The organism is Methylobacterium litchii (assembly GCF_038442315.1).
Lineage (GTDB): Bacteria > Pseudomonadota > Alphaproteobacteria > Rhizobiales > Beijerinckiaceae > Methylobacterium > Methylobacterium litchii.
This window is the reverse complement of sequence record NZ_JBBXMY010000008.1, coordinates 75,860-93,295: the sequence shown is the minus strand read 5'-3', so window position 1 is coordinate 93,295 and position 17,436 is coordinate 75,860. Positions and strand designations below refer to the sequence as shown.

Genomic DNA, 17,436 nt, shown 5'->3' with positions numbered 1-17,436 from the left:
GAGGAAACCCGGCCCCCGCTTGTCAGGCGGTGGGGGCCGGGATGGAAGCAAGGTGTCCGGCCGACGTCGCGGCCGGCCTCCATACGAGGGTCACTTGGGTGCCGCCCGCGTCGCTCGCGATGTCGAAGGCGGCACTGTGCAGCCGGGCGATGGAATCGACGAGGCTGAGACCGATGCCGAAGCCGCTCTTACCGGTCTTCAGTGCCCCCCGCCTATACCGCTCGCGCACCTCACCCAGCTCGTTGGCCGGGATGCCGCAGCCCGTATCGGTGACGCGAATTCCTGGAGGGTCGCGCCTCAGCGCCACCTCCACCTCGCCGCCGGCGGGGGTGAACTTCAGCGCGTTGTCGATCAGGTTGCTCACCGCTTCGAAGATCAGGCTGCGGTCCCCCTCCACGGTGCAGGGCTCTTCAGGCCGCTCCCACCGAAGACGGATCTGCCGCTCCAGGGCCAGGGGCTCGTAATACTCCACCGCATCCTCCAACAGGCGGGCAAGATCGACCTGCGTGAAGCCGGAGCGGCGCAGGCGGTCCTCCATCTCGGAGATGCGCAGCAGGGCGGAGAAACGGACGACGATGGACTTCACCTCTGCCAAGGCGTCTTCATTGCAGGCGCGGAACGCCTCCACGCTGTTGGCCTTGCGCAGGGAGCGCTCCAGCGTGCCCACCACCCGCGTCAGGGGCGTGCGCAGGTCGTGGGCGATATTCTCGTTGACGCCCTTGATCTCCAGCATCAGGCGCTCGAGCTGACCGAGCATGTCGTTCACGACGCCGGTGAGGTGCGCGAGATCGGCTGAGACGCCCCGCGTCGGCAAGCGCTCGCTCAGGTCGCCGCGCATGATGCGTTCGACCGCCCGGGTGATGGCATCGTTCTGACGCAGCGACCCGGCGCCGAAGATCACCGCGCCGATGAGGCCGATCACGACAGTCGCGGCCATGCCCCAAACGAAAGTCTCGACTAGGGCCTTCTCCAGCGCCTCCAGATCCTTGGCCGAGCGGCTTACGAGGACGTACTCGCCGCCGGGCAGTCGCGTCAGCTCGCTGAATAGGGTGCGCGGACCCTGGTCGGTCTGTTGCGTCAAGATGAAGGGATGGCCGACGGGGGCCTGGTCGGGGAACGGGATCGGCGCGCCGGCTCGGTGGGCGTGGTCGGGGCCGAACAGCACCAGTGGGCGCCCGCCTTCGGCGAAATCCTCCGAGGCGTCGATGCGCTCGCGTAAGGCGCGTGGGGCAAGGCTCAGGAGATGCTTCGACTCCCACCCGACCCACTCGAAGGCCGCCCGGCGGCCGTAGCTGCGGGTATCGAGATACAGGAAGCCCGAGAGTGCGAGGGAGGCCGTTCCGAAGGTCGCGAAGAACAGGCACGCGACCCGGAACCCGCTGGTCCGGCGGACCTCAAGCAGACGCACGGAGGATGAAGCCCGTGTTGCGCACAGTGTGGATGCGCGGGTTCAGCCCGTCGGGATCGAGCTTCTTCCGGATCTTGCCGATGTGGACGTCGATGACGCTCGATTGGTGATTGAAACTGTAGCCCCACACCGACTCGAAGATCATCTTGCGGCTCACCAGCACGCCGGCGTTCTGCATGAGGAACTCGACGATCGCGAATTCCTTCGGCAGAAGCTCGATTTCACGGCCGGCGCAATGGAGCACCCGCTCGATCAGGTCGAGGCGCAGGTCGCCTACGACGAGTTCGTTCACCGCCTCTGCTGCCATCTTGCGCCGCGCGAGGGCATCGACGCGGGCGGTCAGCTCGATGAACTCGAAGGGCTTGGCGAGGTAGTCGTCGCCCCCGGCGCGCAGCCCGTCCACCCGCTCGTTCACGGCCGAGAGGGCGCTGAGGATCAGGACCGGGGTCGAGACCTTGGCGGCGCGCAGCTTGGTGAGCAGGGCGAGGCCGTCGATCTCTGGCAGCATCCGATCGAGGACGATGACATCGAAGTCACCATTCAACGCCTTGCGTAATCCGATCGATCCGTTTGCGGCCTCATCGACCTGAAATCCGTACTCCGTCAGTGCCGATCCAATTTCGGCCGCTACACGCCGATCATCCTCAACCACAAGAACGTTGGCCATCCTTTTATCCTTTTTATTATGGATACGCTGATCCTGCTTCTGGCTTGGCGCTTCGGCTAGACCGCCGGAGTTATGCTCCTCGCGGCCGTTGTCAAATGGTGCCCCATCAGGGCGTGAGGCGTGCGTCATGTCGGCGGCGAAGCTTATCGCATAGGGGCTGTCGTCGGCCATTTCCGTCATTCCGCGCTGGCCTGCACGGCAAGCTCGGCCACAGGCTCCCCTGACGAAGCACTATTTTTCGGGACGATGCGGCTGCCGTCGCGCAGGTCGGCGGGCGGGTTGAGGACGACCGTGTCGCCACCCTTCAGGCCAGAGCGAAGTTCCAGAACCGTGCCAAGATCACGCGCGATCGTGATCGGTTGAAGCTTCACCGTATCGTCAGGCTGAACCACGGCGACCTGAGTTCCGGCCGCATCGAAGATCAGTGCCTCGGAGGGGATCCGCAGGCCGGGATGAGCGCGGGGCACTTCGAAGGTCACGTTCACGTAAAGGCCCGACCGCAGCGCCCCATCTGGGTTCGCCACATCGACTTCCGTGTCGAGGGTCCGCACCGACGAGCGCAGAGCCACGGAACTGCGCGAGACCGTGCCGTCGAAGGTGCGATCGGGCATCTGCGCCACCTGCACCTTGGCCCGCACGCCGTCATGGATGTTCACCGCCGCCGATTGCGGCACTTGGACGGTGGTACGCAGCACATCACTGCTGTCGAGGGAGAAGAGCGGCGTGCCGCTGCCGGAATCGGCGTGGACGAGGTCGCCGACATCGACCATGCGGGCGGTCACGATGCCGTCGAAGGGGGCGGTGACGTCCTCGAAGGTGGTGAGGGTGCGCAGCCGGTCGACGGTGGCCTGCTGGGCGGTGATGTTGGCCTCGGCCACCTTCACCTTCGCCGTGGCGGCGGTGAGGGAGGCGGTGGCGGTGAGCATCTGCGCCCGGCTCTGGTCGGCGTTCTGCTTCGAGGCCCAGCCCTGGCCCGCGAGCGTCGAGGTGCGGGCATCGGTGGCGTTGGCGAGCGTCACGTTGGCCTTGGCCTGTTCCACATCCGCTTTGGCAACGGCGAGTTGCGCCCGGAGCTGGCCGAGTTGGGCCTCGGCCTGGCGCTTCTGCTGATCGAGATCCGGGGCAGCGATGCGGACCAGCAGATCGCCCTTCTTCACCCGCGAGCCGATATCGACCCGGCGCTCGGCGATGTAGCCGGTGGCGCGGGCGAAGATGTCGGCGTGGTCGAAGGCCTCCGTCTGGCCAGGCAGGGTCAGGATCATCGGCTTGTCGTCCTCTTCCGCCGGGACGGTGCGGACGGTGGGCACGAAGCTAACCGCGTCCTCCTGCGTCTCCAGGGAGATCTGGTAGGTCTGCCAATGGTGCCAGCCGCCGAGGCCGAGGGCGCTGCTCAGGGCCAGGAGGGCGATGAGGAACGGGCGCTTGCGCGGCGGCGGCAGCGCGGCGTGGGCGAGGGCCTCGCCCTCCACGTCCTGCCGCAAAGGATCGATCTCGACCGCATGGGCATGGGCCCGTGCGGCGGCGTCGATCCCGATGTCGTTCGGATCGTTGAACGGGCTCATCAGTAATCCTCGAGGGGCTTGATCGGTTTGCGACGCAGGAGGGTGTAGAGGAGCGGCACGACGAGCAGCGTCGAGAGCGTGCCCATGCCGATGCCGCCCATGACGGCGCGGGCCAGGGCCGCGTTCTGCTCGGAGCCCTCCCCCGAGCCGATCGCCATGGGCATCAGGCCGAGGAACATGGCCGAGGCGGTCATCAGCACCGGCCGCAGACGGGTGTTGCCGGCCATCAGGGCGGCCTCGACGGCCGAGCAGCCCGTAGCTTCCCGGTGCTCCTTGGCGAAGGTGACGAGCAGGATCGAGTTCGCGCTCGCCACGCCTACCGACATGATCGCCCCGAACAGGGCAGGGATGGAGAAGGCCGTGCCGGTGAGGAACAGGCTCATCACGATGCCGCAGAAGGCGAGCGGCAGGGCGGCGATGACCACGAAGGGATCGACCCAGGTCTGATAGTTGAGGACGAGCAGCAAGTAGACCGCCACGAGCGCGATCCCGAGGCCGATCTCGATGCGGGCGAAGGCGCCCTCCATGCTCTCGATCTGGCCGCGCACGTGAATCTTGTCGGGGGCAGGCAATCGCGCCTGCTCCTCGCCGACGATCCGTTCGACCGCGTTCCGCACGCTGCCGAGGTCGGCATCCTGCACGTTGGCGAGGATGTCGAAGGTCGGCTGCGTGTTGACGTGGTTGATGACCGTCTGCTCCGGCTGCCGCTGCATCGTGGCGATGTTGGACAGCAGAATCGGGATGCCCGGTTCGCCGTCACGCGTGCCGTGGACGGAGACCGGCGTGTTCATCAACCGGGCGATGTCGTCGTTGCGCCATTCAGGTGTCTGCACCCAGAGCTGGTAGGGCGTGCCGGATTTGGGATCGGCCCAGAAGTTCGGGCTGACCTGGAAGGAGCCCGACAGCGAGACGTTGAGGTTCTGGGCGATGGATTGTTCGCTCACCCCCATCTCGGAAGCGAGGCGGCGATCGACGTTCACGTACATCTGCGGCGCATCGACGATCTGATGGAGGTGGACATCCACCGCGCCGCGCACGGCGGAGATCCGGCGCACGAGGTCGCGGGCGACTGCGAGGTCCTTGGCGTCATGACGGCCGGAGACCTGCACGTCGATCTGCGCCATGGTGCCGAAGTTCAAGATCTGCGTGATGATGTCAGCAGGCTGGAAGTAGAAGACGTCCGCAGGAAACGCTTGCCGCAGCATTTTTCGTAGTTTCCGCTCGTAGAACGAGATCGGCTTGTGCTCGCCTTTGAGGTTGATGAGCATCTGTCCGTCGTTATAGGCGACGAAGGACGCATCCATGAACGCATAATTGTAGTTCGATGCTGGCAGGCCGATATTGTCGAGGATCAGCCCGAGCTCGTCCTTCGGCACGACCTGCCGGACGGTGTCCTCCACCTGCGCGAAGGTCTTCTCCGCCTCCTCGATCCGCATCCCGGGGCGGGTGCGGATGTGCAGGGTCATCTGGCTCGCCTCGATCTGTGGGAAGTAATCCTGCCCGACGAAGGGGAAGAGACCCGCCGTCACGGCGAAGACGCAGGTCACCCCGGCCAGGGCGCGGCCGGGATGCCGGATCACCGCGCCAAGCAGCCCGACATAGCCGGCATGAAAGCGGGTGAAGCCGCGCTCGAACGCATCGCGGAAGGCCAGTGGCAGGCGCAGCAGGAGGGGGCGCCGCCCCGGCACATGCGCCGCCCCCCCGTAATGCTTGGCGTATTCCGGCGCGACGAGGACGTCGATGAGGATCGCCACCAGGGTGCGCGACAGCAGATACGAGGCGAGCATCGCGAACACGACCGCCTCGGCCTGGGGCACGAACAGGTAGCGGGGGGCGCCGGAGAGGAAGAACACCGCCGAGAAGGCCGAGCAGATTGCCAGCGTCGAGATCAGCGCCGGCTTTGCGATGCCCGCCACCCCCTCCAGCACCGAGCGGCGGAAGGGGTGGCCCTCCTCGAACATCCGGTAGGTATTCTCGATGGCGACCGTGGCGTCGTCCACGAGGATGCCCACCGCCAGGGCGAGGCCGCCCAGCGTCATCACGTTGATGGTCTGGCCGAGGGCCACCAGCACCGACAGTGAGGTGAGGATACAGAGGGGAATCGAGACGAGGACGACCAGTGTCGACCGCCACGAGCCCAGGAACAACAGGATGGCGAGTCCCGTGAGCCCCGCGGCGATCACCGCCTCGCGCACCACGTCACCGATGGCGTCAGAGACAAAGACCGACTGGTCGAAGAGCGGCGTGATCGTCATGCCCTTGGGGGAGGCCGCGCGGATGTCCGGCAGGGCGGCCTTCACAGCGTTGACCACGTCGAGCGTCGATGCCGAGCCATTCTTGAGCACCTGCAACAGCACGGAATGCTTGGCATCTGCGCGGACGATGTTGGTCTGCGGCGGCGAACCGTCTCGGACATGGGCGACGTCGCGCAGCAGCACTGGCTGGTCGTTCACGACCTTGACCGGGATGCGGTTGAGCTGATCGACGAGGAGGGGGCTCGAATTGAGCCGCACCGTGTATTGCTGGCGACCGATCTTCGCGAGACCCGAGGGCACGACGAGGTTTTGCTTGAGGACGGCATCGGTAACATCCAGAGGCGTCATGCCCACGGCGCGGAGCTTGGCGAGGTCGAGATCGACCATCACCTGGCGCGGGGCGCCGCCGTAGGGCGACGGTAGGGTCGAGCCCGGCACCTGAGCGAGGCGCTGGCGAGTGCGGTACTGGGCGTAATCGAACACCTTGGTCAGCGGCTGGGTGCCCGAGGACAGCGCAAGTTGGATCACCGGCACCGAGGAGGCCGAGAAGCGCATGATGACCGGCGGCTGTACCCCCGGCGGCATCCGCGACCGAATCGCGTTCATGGCCGAATCGACCTGCGTCATCGCGAGATCGATGCTCACGGCGGAATCGAAGTAGATCCGCTCCGTCACGGTCCCCTGGATGGACGTCGACTCGATCCGCTTGATGTTGTTCACGTTGCTCGACAGCGAGAACTCGCTGTAATTCGTGATGCGCTGGACCATGTCGGTCGCATCGAGACCGCTATAGGTCCACACCACGACGACGACGGGGATGTCGACCGAGGGCAGCACGTCCTTCGGCGCCACAGTGATCGCACCGATTCCGGCTAGGGCCATCAGGATCGCCAGAACGTAAAAGCTCTTGCGGAATTTCAAGGCGAACCGAACGAGATTCATCGAACAATCGGGCTTCCCGGCACAACCCGCCCTGCGGCCGGCGCTTGATCCGCGCTCGGTCGAACAGAGGGGAGGCACTATTGGAGAATTCTTTCGAACGAAGCGAGGCAGGTCGACTGCTAGATAGTACCGCCCAAGAAGTCTTGCGAATGAATTCGCGGTTGATTTTTTAAAGATATTTTGGAACGATAAATTGAGTTGTAGTCTCTAAAATATGGCAGTCGAACACCCCGCCTGAGACCATGAGACAGGTCGGAAGTGCGAATTCCGCAGCTTAGATTTTCAAATTATATTTAATAATATTAATTAGAGTTTAGCGAGTGAATATTTATTAGATTGCATGTGGGCGGGTCTTTGGCAAGCATTCTCCGTCGCCGCCGTTTGGTCGGCTCGCGTATTCGGAGTTTCCGATGTCGAGAAAGCGAATGCGCGCCTTCGCAATTTTGGCGATCCTGTTGCCATCGACCGCCCCCGCCCTGGCGCGTAACGAGCAGCCGGCGGGCGGAGCCTTCATGAGCAGCTACACGAGCAATCCGTATTTCGATCCGCGCTCCCGCTACTCGCAGGCCCACTCCCTCGGCGACATCGGCGGCCAGCCGATGCTAACGGAGCCCTACGACGAAAAGCCCCCCTGTCCCCTGTTCGATCAGGCCTGCGAGCATGCGTTCGAGCGGAACCGGCGGCACGCCTATCCTTAAGGTTTGGATCATGGGGCGAGACGCACCTTTCAATCCTTGTCTGCTTTCTTACTTACTGCTTCAGTACAAAGCAGCAAGTGGTGGCCCGTAGCACCCGCCCGTGCTTGCCCCAGACATACAGTTCGCTGCAACGAGATCACCGGAGCAGATAAGGTGCAGTCAAAGCGTTTTAGCGTTTTTGGGCATGAATTTAATTTAGAGTCAGCGCCTGGGGCCGGCTGAAATTGATTAATTTCAAATTCAAATGTTAGTCGAGCAGCTGATTTTGATGCAGCATGGCACTATAATGATGCCTAACGTCGGACCCTAGGTTACTTGTATGATCGGTCGCATTGTCCTTGCCGTAGTTGCTTGCAGTCAATTCACGAATGCGAATGCACAGGATATAGACACAAAATTGCTCACTCAGGAAGCATCCAAGAATATGGCGCAAGAGTATGTAACATGCGCTGCATTTTACGCCGTAGGTGCTAGATGCTTTGCTGGAGACAAGGACCCAAGTGACCGCGAACACATGCAGAGAGCGGCCGTCTTGGCAATGCGCAGAGCTGCCGAATATGCTGATAAAGTCGGCATTAATTTGAAAGATACTATCGAGTCATATAGATTTGAATTTAATGGGATGGCAGAAAAAATCAATACAGATTGCCAAAAGCTGGAAATTCTTATCAGCGAGCATGGGGAGCGGTGCAAGCTACTCATGAGCCACTCCACCACGAACTTGAATTGAATCTAAGCCGAACAGGCCATTCACTAACCTGGGAATTGGCATCCAACGGTACTTCATCCATGTTTTCAGTGCTGTAACGTTGTTCGAGAGTTGGTTCGCGCGGTTGATCCGCCCCCCACTGAAGTGGTCCGCCCTTTAGTATGGCTTTTGAGCCTGTGACCCTGACCCAACAAACTGGTCCACGCCGAGCGCAAGTTTTTCGGGCATCCTGAACCCCGAAGGAGGGCGGATGCCATGCCTCGCAAACGCTTCACGAACGAGCAGATCGCCTTTGCCCTACGGCAGGCGGAGAACGGCGCGACGGTGGACGAGGTCTGCCGGAAGATGGGCGTGTCCGAGCCGACGTATTACCGCTGGAAGAAGCAGTTCGTCGGTATGGGCGTGCCGGAGATCCGTCGGCTGAAGCAGCTGGAGGACGAGAACAGCAAGCTCAAGCGGCTGGTCGCTGACCTGACGCTCGACCGCTCAATGCTGCAGGACGTGCTCAAACGAAAGTGGTGAGGCCCGTCGTTCGCCGTGAAGTCGCCGGTCATTTGCAGGTGGCCTACGACATCAGCGAGCGTCGGGCCTGTCAGGCCACCGGCTTCGGCCGTTCGTCCCAGCGTTACAGGAAGCGAGCTGACCCGCAAGTCGCTCTGCGGATGAGGTTGAAGGAGCTGGCCGCCGCACGGGTCCGTTACGGCTATCGACGGCTACATATCCTGCTGCGACGGGAGGGCTGGAAGGTGAACCACAGGCGCACCTACCGGATCTACCGAGACGAAGGGCTGTCGATCCGGGTCAAGCTACCAAAGCGCAAGCGGGCTTGGCGATATCGCCAGGGACGGCCTGCGATCGGTGGACCCAACGAGGTCTGGGCGATGGACTTCATGTCCGACCGCATCTTCGACGGGCGTCCATTCCGGATCCTGACCGTCGTCGATTGCCACACGCGAGAGGCGCTCTCACTCACGCCGAGAGCCAACTTCCGCGCCTACCAAGTGACCGAAGCGCTCGACGCCTTGGTCAAGCTCAGAGGACGGCCCGAGAGCTTGCGGGTCGATAATGGGCCGGAGTTCGCCGGTCGCATGCTCGACCAGTGGGCCTACCTGAACGGGGTCGAGATCGACTTCTCCCGACCGGGCAGGCCGACCGACAACGCCTACATCGAGTCGTTTAACGGCCGTCTCCGGGCGGAATGTCTGAACGCCTCATGGTTCCTGTCGCTAACCGATGCCCGTGAGCGCATCGAGGACTGGAGGTGCCACTACAACGAAGACCGACCTCATACGGCCCTGGGCGGCTTGACGCCCCGAGCCTTCGCCAACCAAGCTCTCACAGCCCGAGAACTTGCGTAGACCGTGGACCACAAACGGGGTCAACTCAAGGCCTACCGCGCACTAACTTTGATCTTGGACCACCTCGTGAGGGCAGATCATCGATGCCCTGGCAGTTGCATGCGGCGGCACGTTCTCAGCCGAGTACGGCATCGGTGCCGCCAAGCTTCTTGAGATGGCCCGTTTCAAAGATCCGGTGGAGCTCGATCTCATGCGGGCCCTGCGCCGGGTCCTCGACCCGGATGGTCTGATGAACCCCGGCAAGCTCATTCCAGCGTCAGCCAGCGAGCAGCGCTCGGGAGCGTCAGACATCACGACTATCGGACGGATATCAGCCCCTGTTGATTGAGGCCGTTATCTGTCTGCTTGAAGGCCTCACGCACTGGAAGCGGCCGTTCCGCTTTCGGCCAGATCCCGCCGTGATGGCTCACGCCTTCGAATGACTGGGTTGGGTGGGAAGCAGCTTGGCTGCTTTCGGTCGCAAGACGTTCTAAAGCGGACCTAGGATGAATCGCCGTCTCCGGATGGACGGTCCAACCCATCTCAGGGTCGAAGTTCGTTAAAGCCGGATGCCGTTTTCATCAGAGGCGATGCGACCGACGCGAAAGTGCGTTGCCTTGGGAGACAGAGTGATTCACGATCGCAAAGCCCCAATCACGCGACGTCTCGTGCTGGTCCGGCATGGCCAGAGCGTAGCCAACCGATCCGGTCTGTTCACGGGATTGCTGGACTCGCCCTTGACCGAGCAGGGTCGGATAGAAGCCGTGGCAGCCGGGCGGCGTTTGGCCGAGCGCAGCTGGCGCTTTTCCGATGCCTTCACCTCGACGCTGACGCGGGCCGTCGTGAGCGGCCGGCTTATCCTCGATACGCTCGGGCAACCCGGATTAATCCCTCAACGCTTCGCCGCGCTCGACGAGCGAGACTACGGCGACCTCAGCGGGCTCGACAAGACCGCCGCCGATGCGCGCTGGGGGGCGGAGCGGATCGAGACCTGGCGGCGCTCCTACGCCGAGGCGCCGCCGAACGGTGAGAGCCTGCGCGATACCGTCGCCCGCATCGTGCCATGCTACCTCCGATCCATCCTACCGGCGGTCATGGGCGGGGACGTGCTCGTCGTCGCCCACGGTAATTGCCTGCGGGCGCTCGTTATGGCGCTCGACGACCTCAGCCCGGCGGAGGTCGAGCAACTCGAACTCGCGACGGGCTCCGTCAGGATCTATGAGTTTGCTGCGGACACGACGATCGAGGCCCGCTGGATCGACGGTTGAATCCGCCTGTAGGCCCCCAAGAATGGGTCGCCTCACGCTTCGAAGGGATCCCCATTTGATCTAATTAAGTGATTGGAATTATCTAATCATTCCGTTGGAGCGAATGAAAGGGAAGTGGGATTCTCCGGCATCACATCGGAGCCACCCATGTCCGCCCCCAGACTTGTCTCCCACCCTCGATCGATGCGTGCCCTGGCCGGCACGAGAGCCATCCTTCCAGGACTGGGCCTCTGCGTGGCAGTTACCGCCGCAGCGGTCGGCTTCGAAGCCGTCGAGACGCACCTGTTCGGTCGCGCTTGGCTCGAAGCCCTGGTGCTGGCGATCCTCCTCGGGAGCGCGATCCGCACCGCCTGGACCCCGTCGCAGCGTTTCTTTCCCGGCATCGCCTTCGGGGCCAAGACCGTGCTGGAGATCGCGGTCGTAATGCTAGGCGCGTCGCTCAGCCTCGCGACGATCCTCGCCGCCGGCCCGGGCCTGCTCTTCGGCATCGCGGGCGTCGTCGTGGTCGCGATCCTGTCGAGCTACGGCATCGGCCGGGCGCTCGGACTGCATTCGCGCATGGCGATCCTCGTCGCCTGCGGCAACTCGATCTGCGGCAACTCGGCGATCGCCGCCACCGCCCCGGTGATCGGCGCCGACGGCGAGGACGTCGCCGCCTCCATCGCCTTCACCGCGGTGCTGGGCGTGCTGGTGGTGCTCGGCCTGCCGCTGCTGGTGCCGCTGCTCGGCCTGTCGCCGATGCAGTACGGCGTGCTCGCCGGCCTCACCGTCTACGCCGTGCCGCAGGTCCTCGCCGCCACCGCGCCGGTCGCGGCGCTCAGCGTCCAGGTCGGAACCCTGGTGAAGCTCGTCCGGGTGCTGATGCTCGGGCCGGTCGTTCTGATGCTCTCCCTCGGCGCGAGCCGGCTGCGCGAGGAGACCGACGAGGCCGCCCCCGGCGTCACAACCGGCGACCGCCCGGCCCCCGGCGGCCTCGCGATCCACCGCCTGGTGCCGTGGTTCATCCTCGCCTTCCTGGCGCTCGCGGGACTCCGCTCGGCCGGGCTGATCCCGCAAGTCGCGCTCGCGCCGATGTCGGAGACCGCCAACGTGCTGACCGTAGTCTCGATGGCGGCACTCGGCCTCGGGGTCGACGTGCGCAGCGTCGCCAAGGCCGGGGCGCGGGTGACCCTCGCTGTGGTCGCCTCGCTCCTTGCCCTCGGCGCCGTCAGCCTCGGCCTGATCCATGTGCTCGGCCTCGTCTGATCCACGCTATGGCATCGATCCGACCCCTTGATGGAAGAATTGCCGTGACACGTTCGTCCCAATCTTCATCCGAGGCAGTCGCGCAGGCGACGGGATGGTTGATGGGGCCGGGTCGCGAAGCGGTGGACGCGGCAGCCCTTCTCGATGGGTTCAGTGCGTGCCTCTCGGGGCTTGGCCTGCCGCTGGCCCGCGCCACCACCCACGCGCCGACCCTGCATCCGTCGTTCCGGTGGGTGATGCGCGTCTGGCATCCAGGAACGTCGAGCCTAGCCCTGCGTCGCCGCCACGGCATCGAGGGCACGCCGACCTTCCACGGCAACACCGTCGAGCACGTGGTCGAGACGCGGACCCCACTCCAATGCCGTCTCGACGGGGATGGGCCGCTGCCGTTTCCCGTGCTTGGCGAGCTTCGCAACGAGGGTCTGACCGACTACCTCATCGCGCCGCTGCATGCCGCGCGTGGACGCATGGGTGCCGCCTCCTGGGCCACGGCGAGACCGGGCGGCTTCACGCCGATCGAGATCGAGACGTTGCTAGCGCTGGTCGAGCCGTTCTCGCTGCTGTTCGAAATCAAGGCGCTCGACGACATGCTTGGCGCGGTCCTGAGCGCCTATGTCGGGCGCGACCCGGCGCGGCAAATCCTGGCCGGCACAGTGCGGCGCGGCGACGTACGCCTCATGCGGGCCGCGATGATGCTGACCGATCTGCGTGGGTTCGGTGAACTGTCCGACCGGCAAAGCCCCGACCATGTCGTGGCCGCCCTCAACCGGATGTTCGATGCCATCGTGCCGGCCGTCGAGGCGGAAGGCGGCGAGGTGCTAAAGTATATTGGTGACGGGCTGCTGGCCGTGTTCGATGCCGATCGCGACGAGGCCGAGGCGCGCCGTGCCGCCTTGCGTGCCGCCGAGGCCGCACTCGATGCGCTTGCGACCCTGCGCGACGGTGACAGGGCTGCCTTTGAGGTCGGCGTCGCACTTCATGTTGGGGAGGTCGCCTACGGCAATATCGGCGGCGGCGACCGGGTCGACTTCACGGCGATCGGCCGCGATCTCAACGTGCTCGCTCGCGTCGAGCGCCTGTGCAAGACCTACGACACGCCGCTGATCGCCACCGACACCTTCCTCCACGGCCTGGCGCATGCCCTCGAACCGCTCGGCATTGTCGCCCTTCGCGGTTTCGCCGAGCGTCACGCCTTGTTCGGGTGTCGCAGGACCGCGCCTGTCGAAGCACCGGCGGTCTGACGTCGAGACGATATCTGGCACCACCGGCGCGGAGATCCAAAATTCTCAAATCATCGCATTGGGAGATCGTTCGCATCGCGAAAGACCGTTGGTGGGAATTAAACGCATCCCGTAGCATCTCCCTAGTCGCAAGGAATCGCCACGGGTCCGGTGCCCTCGAACGCATCGACGCCGACGAACTTTGAAGGGAGAGACGATGCACGGATTGGAAAGACCGACGAACCGCCGCCTCCTGTTGGGCGGGCTCGGGCTCGGCAGCCTTGCCGCCGCGATGCCGGCCTGGGCCGCGGGCTCGGTGAAGCTGCCGCTACCCGGCGGCCCGGATGTGCGGGATCTCACGACGGCCTTTCCCGGCAAGGGCGAGATGATCCTCCAGCGTACCCATCCGCCGCTGCTGGAGACGCCGTTTGCGGTGTTCGATGAGGGCGTGTTCACCCCCAACGACCGCTTCTACGTGCGCTGGCACTGGGCCTCGATCCCAACCGAGGTTGATGCCGGCACCTTCCGTCTCAAGGTCCACGGTCATGTCGAGAAGGAGCTCTCGCTCTCCCTCGATGCCATCGCCGGCCTGCCGCGCTTCGAGATCGCCGCGGTCAACCAGTGCTCGGGCAACTCCCGCGGGCTGTTCGAGCCGCGGGTTCCCGGCGCGCAATGGGCCAACGGCTCGATGGGAAACGCCCGCTGGACCGGGGTGCGCCTCAAGGACGTGCTCGAAAAGGCCGGGGTGAAGGCCGGTGCCGTGCAGGTGCGCTTCAGCGGCCTCGATGAGCCGGTCGTGGACGACGCGCCGGACTTCAAGAAGTCGCTCGATCTCGACCACGCCAACGACGGTGAGGTGATGATCGCCTACGCGATGAACGGCGAGCAATTGCCGCTTCTCAACGGCTTCCCGCTTCGCCTCGTGGTGCCGGGCTGGTACTCGACCTACTGGGTCAAGATGTTGTCGGAGATCGAGGTGCTGGACAAGCCCGACGACCAGTACTGGATGAAGACCGCCTACCGCATCCCGGACGTGCCGGGCGCCAACATCAAGCCCGGCCAGACCGGCTTCAAGACGGTGCCGATCAACAAGATGGTACCGCGCTCGTTCGTCACCAACCTGCAGGATGGCGCCAAGGTGACGGCCGGCGCGCCGGTGGCGTTGCGCGGCATCGCTTTCGGCGGCGATTGCGGGGTGAAGGCGGTCGACTTCTCCGGCGACGGCGGCGCGACGTGGTTTCCAGCACAGCTCGGCGCGGACGAGGGCCCCTACAGCTTCCGCCGCTTCGAGGGCAGCCTGCCGGCGTTGGCCGCCGGCACCCACACGGTGAAGGTCCGCTGCACCAACACCAACGGCGTCGCGCAGCCCACGGACCGGGTCTGGAACGGGGCCGGCTTCATGCAGAACGGTATAGAAACCGTGTCCTTCCAGGCCGCTTGAGGAGAACAGCCATGACCCCGATCCGCTCTGCAGCCCTCAGCGTCGCGCTCATACTGTCTCCCCTGGTGGCGCTCGCCGCCCCGGCTCCCGAGCCGATGCGCTTCACCTCGCAATCGATCGAGATGCCGACCTCCGACCGGATCTTCCCCGACGGGCCCGGGGCCGAGGCGGTCAACAACAACTGCCTCGCCTGCCATTCGGCCGGGATGGTGTTGACCCAGCCCAAGCTCACGAAGGCGCAGTGGACCGAGACCGTGAACAAGATGGTCCACATCTACAAGGCTCCGGTCGATCAGGCCGACGTGCAGACCATCGTCGACTACCTCACGGCGTTGAAGCCGACCCCCTGAACTCCCGAATCCCGAGGCCGCCGCGTTTTTTCGCCGGCCTCGGGGAATAGACCGCCCTCGCTGGCATCTCCTTAAGGCGATGCATGGCCGGACCGGTCCCGCACGACGCAATCCGATTTCGAACCCGCCCGCACGGCTGGCCCCGGCCGCCGAACGAGCGCGCATGCCCAAGAGACCCGCTTCATGACCCATATCCGCACCAGTCTCCGCGCCTTCCTCGCCGGAGCTGCCTTGCTTCTCGCCCAGGGCCAGCCCGGGTCCGCCGCTGGTTTCGACGGCGCGATCAAGAACAACGCCTTGGCGCTGAACGCTGCCGGGACCGTCGCCGCTGTATCGAACAGCGAGGAGAGCGCCGTCGTCGTCTACGACGTCGCCAAGGGCACGGTGCTGCGCCGCCTCGACGGCTTCGTCACGCCGCGCAACATCGTGTTCGCGCCGGACGGCGCCCGCTTCTACGTCTCCGACAGCGGCACCGGCCGGATCACGGTCTACGAGACCGCCACCGGCAAGGAAGCCGGCGTTCTCGCCGCCGGGCCCGGGGTCTTCGGCACCGTGCTCTCGGCCGACGGGGGCAAGCTCTACGTCAACAACGAGGCCGCGAGCACGCTGACCGTGTTCGACACCAAGACTATGCTGGCAGATGCCGTGATTCCCGGCTTCGCGCAGCCGCGCCAGGGCGTGAAGCTGTCGCCCGACGGCAAGACCGTGTTCGTGACGAACTTCCTCGGCGACAAAATCACGTTGGTCGATACCGCCACCAACAAGATCACCGGCGAGATCGCTGGGTTCGACAAGCTGCGCGCCATCTCGATCACCAAGGACGGCAAGACGCTGTTTGCCGCCAACAGCGGCCGCAATACCATCGGCGTGGTCGATATCGCCGCCCGCAAAGTCACCTCCGAGGTGGAGGTGGGCAAGGACCCCTACGGAGCCGCACTGACACCGGACGGTCGCTTCGTCTATTCCGGCAACCTCAAGGACAACTCACTCTCAGTGATCGACACCGGCACCCTCAAGGTTGTCGCCACGGTGACCGGCCTGAACGAGCCGCGCCAGGCGATCGCGTTCTCGGCCGACAACGCCCGCGCCTACGTCCTCAACCGCGATCTCAGCGTCGCCGTGGTCGATCGCGCGAAGAATGCGGTGGTCTCGACAATGAAGCCCTGAGGCGACGCGCGCCGGGGGCCTTATCGCCCCCGGCGCGTTCTCGTCGTCGACATGTCAAGTACGCAGGACAAAGACCCCATGCTCCGCCTGTTCCAGCGCAAGGACCGCCTCATCGTCCACGGAAAGGCGCCCTACAACGCCGAGCCGCCGCTCGATCGCCTGCGGGCGGCGTTCCTCACCGAACAGGCCGACTTCTACGTCCGCAGCCACGGCGACATCCCGGACCTCGACGCCGACAGCTACCGCCTGACGGTAGATGGCATGGTCACCATGCCGCTCGAACTCTCCCTCGCGGAACTCAAGGCGCGCTTTGCGCACGCCACCGTCACGGCGGTGATGCAATGCGCCGGCAACAGACGGGCCGACATGCTGGCGGTGGCGCCGGTCTCCGGTGACCCGTGGGCGCCCGGTGCCATCGGCAACGCGGAATGGACCGGCGTGCGGCTCGCCGAGGTGCTGCGCGCGGCCGGCATCGATGCAGATGAAGAGCGCTACGTCGCCTTCGAGAGCCACGACCGGATCGCGGACACGGACACGCGCTTCGGCGCCTCGATCCCTCTCGCCAAGGCGCTGGCGCCCGAGACGCTGCTTGCCTTCGCGATGAACGGCGAGCCTCTCGCCCCCGAGCACGGCCATCCGTTGCGCGTGGTGGTGCCGGGATTTGCCGGCATCCGCAGCCCGAAATGGCTCGCCCGGATCACGGTGCAGGACCGGCCCTCCGACAACCCGATGCAGGCCGACGACTACAAGCTGTTTCCGCCCGACGTGACGGCCGAGACCGCGGACCCCGCCCACGGCATCACCATCGAGGCGATGCCGCTCAACAGCGCGATCTGCGAGCCCGCCCGCGGCGCGGCGTTGAAGGCCGGCCGGCACGCGATCCGCGGCTATGCCATCGCCAGCGACCGCGCGGTCGCCCGCGTCGACGTCTCGACGGATGGCGGCCGCAGCTGGGCGCAGGCCCGGATCGACCGCGATGCCGACGCGCCCTACGCGTGGACATTCTGGGAGATCGAGCGCGAGCTGACGGCCGGCGAGCACGAACTTGCGGTGCGGGCCTGGGACTCCGCCGGCCAGACCCAGCCGGCCGCCCCCGACGACACCTGGAACTACAAGGGCTACCTTAGCGCCGCATGGCACCGGGTGCGGGTCACCGTGGCCTGATCA

At 65.0% G+C, this 17,436-nt stretch carries 15 protein-coding genes; 11 read left to right on the top strand and 4 right to left on the bottom strand.

Annotated features, from left to right (window positions below; translation table 11 throughout):
- Positions 1-22: 22 nt before the first annotated feature.
- The 4 genes from AAHF99_RS15750 to AAHF99_RS15735 form a co-directional block, all read right to left on the bottom strand.
- Positions 23-1,408, bottom strand: a complete 1,386-nt coding sequence (locus tag AAHF99_RS15750) for a sensor histidine kinase (protein ID WP_342165388.1) — start codon at positions 1,406-1,408, stop codon at positions 23-25.
- Entirely contained in the window at positions 1,395-2,075 is a 681-nt protein-coding gene (locus AAHF99_RS15745) for a response regulator transcription factor (protein WP_342165554.1), read from the bottom strand. Before AAHF99_RS15745 ends, AAHF99_RS15750 begins: the two co-directional genes overlap by 14 nt.
- A gap of 176 nt (positions 2,076-2,251) precedes the next feature.
- Positions 2,252-3,637, bottom strand: a complete 1,386-nt coding sequence (locus AAHF99_RS15740; protein WP_342165386.1) for an efflux RND transporter periplasmic adaptor subunit — start codon at positions 3,635-3,637, stop codon at positions 2,252-2,254.
- Complete coding sequence (locus AAHF99_RS15735) at positions 3,637-6,834, bottom strand: efflux RND transporter permease subunit (protein WP_342165385.1); 3,198 nt, start codon at positions 6,832-6,834, stop codon at positions 3,637-3,639. The genes AAHF99_RS15740 and AAHF99_RS15735 overlap by 1 nt, the downstream gene beginning before the upstream one ends.
- A 425-nt stretch (positions 6,835-7,259) precedes the next feature.
- Between AAHF99_RS15735 and AAHF99_RS15730 the strand changes: the two genes are divergently transcribed.
- The 11 genes from AAHF99_RS15730 (at position 7,260) to AAHF99_RS15685 (ending at position 17,433) form a co-directional block, all read left to right on the top strand.
- Entirely contained in the window at positions 7,260-7,532 is a 273-nt protein-coding gene (locus tag AAHF99_RS15730) for a hypothetical protein (protein WP_342165383.1), read from the top strand.
- A 319-nt stretch (positions 7,533-7,851) separates the two neighbouring features.
- A complete protein-coding gene (locus tag AAHF99_RS15725; RefSeq protein WP_342165382.1) occupies positions 7,852-8,262 on the top strand; it encodes a hypothetical protein in 411 nt (136 codons plus the stop codon).
- Between the two features lie 234 nt (positions 8,263-8,496).
- Positions 8,497-9,599 (top strand): IS3 family transposase gene (locus AAHF99_RS15720; RefSeq protein WP_342165381.1). Its coding sequence is split into 2 segments (ribosomal slippage): positions 8,497-8,758 and positions 8,758-9,599, totalling 1,104 coding nucleotides; the frame shifts between segments, so codons are not numbered across the junction.
- Positions 9,600-9,675: 76 nt separating this feature from the next.
- Positions 9,676-9,927, top strand: a complete 252-nt coding sequence (locus AAHF99_RS27205) for an FAD-linked oxidase C-terminal domain-containing protein (RefSeq protein WP_412759901.1) — start codon at positions 9,676-9,678, stop codon at positions 9,925-9,927.
- Between the two features lie 304 nt (positions 9,928-10,231).
- On the top strand, positions 10,232-10,846 hold the full coding sequence (locus tag AAHF99_RS15715) for a 2,3-bisphosphoglycerate-dependent phosphoglycerate mutase (RefSeq protein WP_193375331.1): 615 nt from the start codon (positions 10,232-10,234) through the stop codon (positions 10,844-10,846).
- A gap of 183 nt (positions 10,847-11,029) precedes the next feature.
- Positions 11,030-12,091 carry a YeiH family protein gene (locus AAHF99_RS15710; protein ID WP_047170696.1) on the top strand — a complete coding sequence of 354 codons (1,062 nt, stop codon included), beginning with the start codon at positions 11,030-11,032 and terminating at the stop codon, positions 12,089-12,091.
- A 44-nt stretch (positions 12,092-12,135) separates the two neighbouring features.
- Positions 12,136-13,332 carry an adenylate/guanylate cyclase domain-containing protein gene (locus AAHF99_RS15705; protein WP_243925885.1) on the top strand — a complete coding sequence of 399 codons (1,197 nt, stop codon included), beginning with the start codon at positions 12,136-12,138 and terminating at the stop codon, positions 13,330-13,332.
- A gap of 196 nt (positions 13,333-13,528) precedes the next feature.
- Positions 13,529-14,752, top strand: coding sequence for a molybdopterin-dependent oxidoreductase (locus tag AAHF99_RS15700; protein WP_007557757.1), 1,224 nt, complete (start codon positions 13,529-13,531; stop codon positions 14,750-14,752).
- A gap of 11 nt (positions 14,753-14,763) precedes the next feature.
- Positions 14,764-15,102 (top strand): c-type cytochrome, encoded by a 339-nt coding sequence (locus AAHF99_RS15695; protein ID WP_007557755.1) that lies wholly within the window; start codon positions 14,764-14,766, stop codon positions 15,100-15,102.
- A 183-nt stretch (positions 15,103-15,285) separates the two neighbouring features.
- Positions 15,286-16,269 (top strand): beta-propeller fold lactonase family protein, encoded by a 984-nt coding sequence (locus AAHF99_RS15690; RefSeq protein WP_007557753.1) that lies wholly within the window; start codon positions 15,286-15,288, stop codon positions 16,267-16,269.
- A gap of 78 nt (positions 16,270-16,347) precedes the next feature.
- The gene (locus AAHF99_RS15685; protein ID WP_007557751.1) at positions 16,348-17,433 is read left to right on the top strand and encodes a sulfite oxidase; all 1,086 of its coding nucleotides are present in this window, start codon (positions 16,348-16,350) and stop codon (positions 17,431-17,433) included.
- Positions 17,434-17,436: the final 3 nt, after the last annotated feature.

Bases quoted from the DNA above. Each gene is read 5' to 3' on its own strand.
- AAHF99_RS15745 (WP_342165554.1), bottom strand. From the start codon at position 2,075: ATGGCCAACGTTCTTGTGGTTGAGGATGATCGGCGTGTAGCGGCCGAA.
- AAHF99_RS15740 (WP_342165386.1), bottom strand. From the start codon at position 3,637: ATGAGCCCGTTCAACGATCCGAACGACATCGGGATCGACGCCGCCGCA.
- AAHF99_RS15735 (WP_342165385.1), bottom strand. From the start codon at position 6,834: ATGAATCTCGTTCGGTTCGCCTTGAAATTCCGCAAGAGCTTTTACGTT.
- AAHF99_RS15730 (WP_342165383.1), top strand. From the start codon at position 7,260: ATGCGCGCCTTCGCAATTTTGGCGATCCTGTTGCCATCGACCGCCCCC.
- AAHF99_RS15725 (WP_342165382.1), top strand. From the start codon at position 7,852: ATGATCGGTCGCATTGTCCTTGCCGTAGTTGCTTGCAGTCAATTCACG.
- AAHF99_RS15710 (WP_047170696.1), top strand. From the start codon at position 11,030: ATGCGTGCCCTGGCCGGCACGAGAGCCATCCTTCCAGGACTGGGCCTC.
- AAHF99_RS15700 (WP_007557757.1), top strand. From the start codon at position 13,529: ATGCACGGATTGGAAAGACCGACGAACCGCCGCCTCCTGTTGGGCGGG.
- AAHF99_RS15695 (WP_007557755.1), top strand. From the start codon at position 14,764: ATGACCCCGATCCGCTCTGCAGCCCTCAGCGTCGCGCTCATACTGTCT.
- AAHF99_RS15690 (WP_007557753.1), top strand. From the start codon at position 15,286: ATGACCCATATCCGCACCAGTCTCCGCGCCTTCCTCGCCGGAGCTGCC.
- AAHF99_RS15685 (WP_007557751.1), top strand. From the start codon at position 16,348: ATGCTCCGCCTGTTCCAGCGCAAGGACCGCCTCATCGTCCACGGAAAG.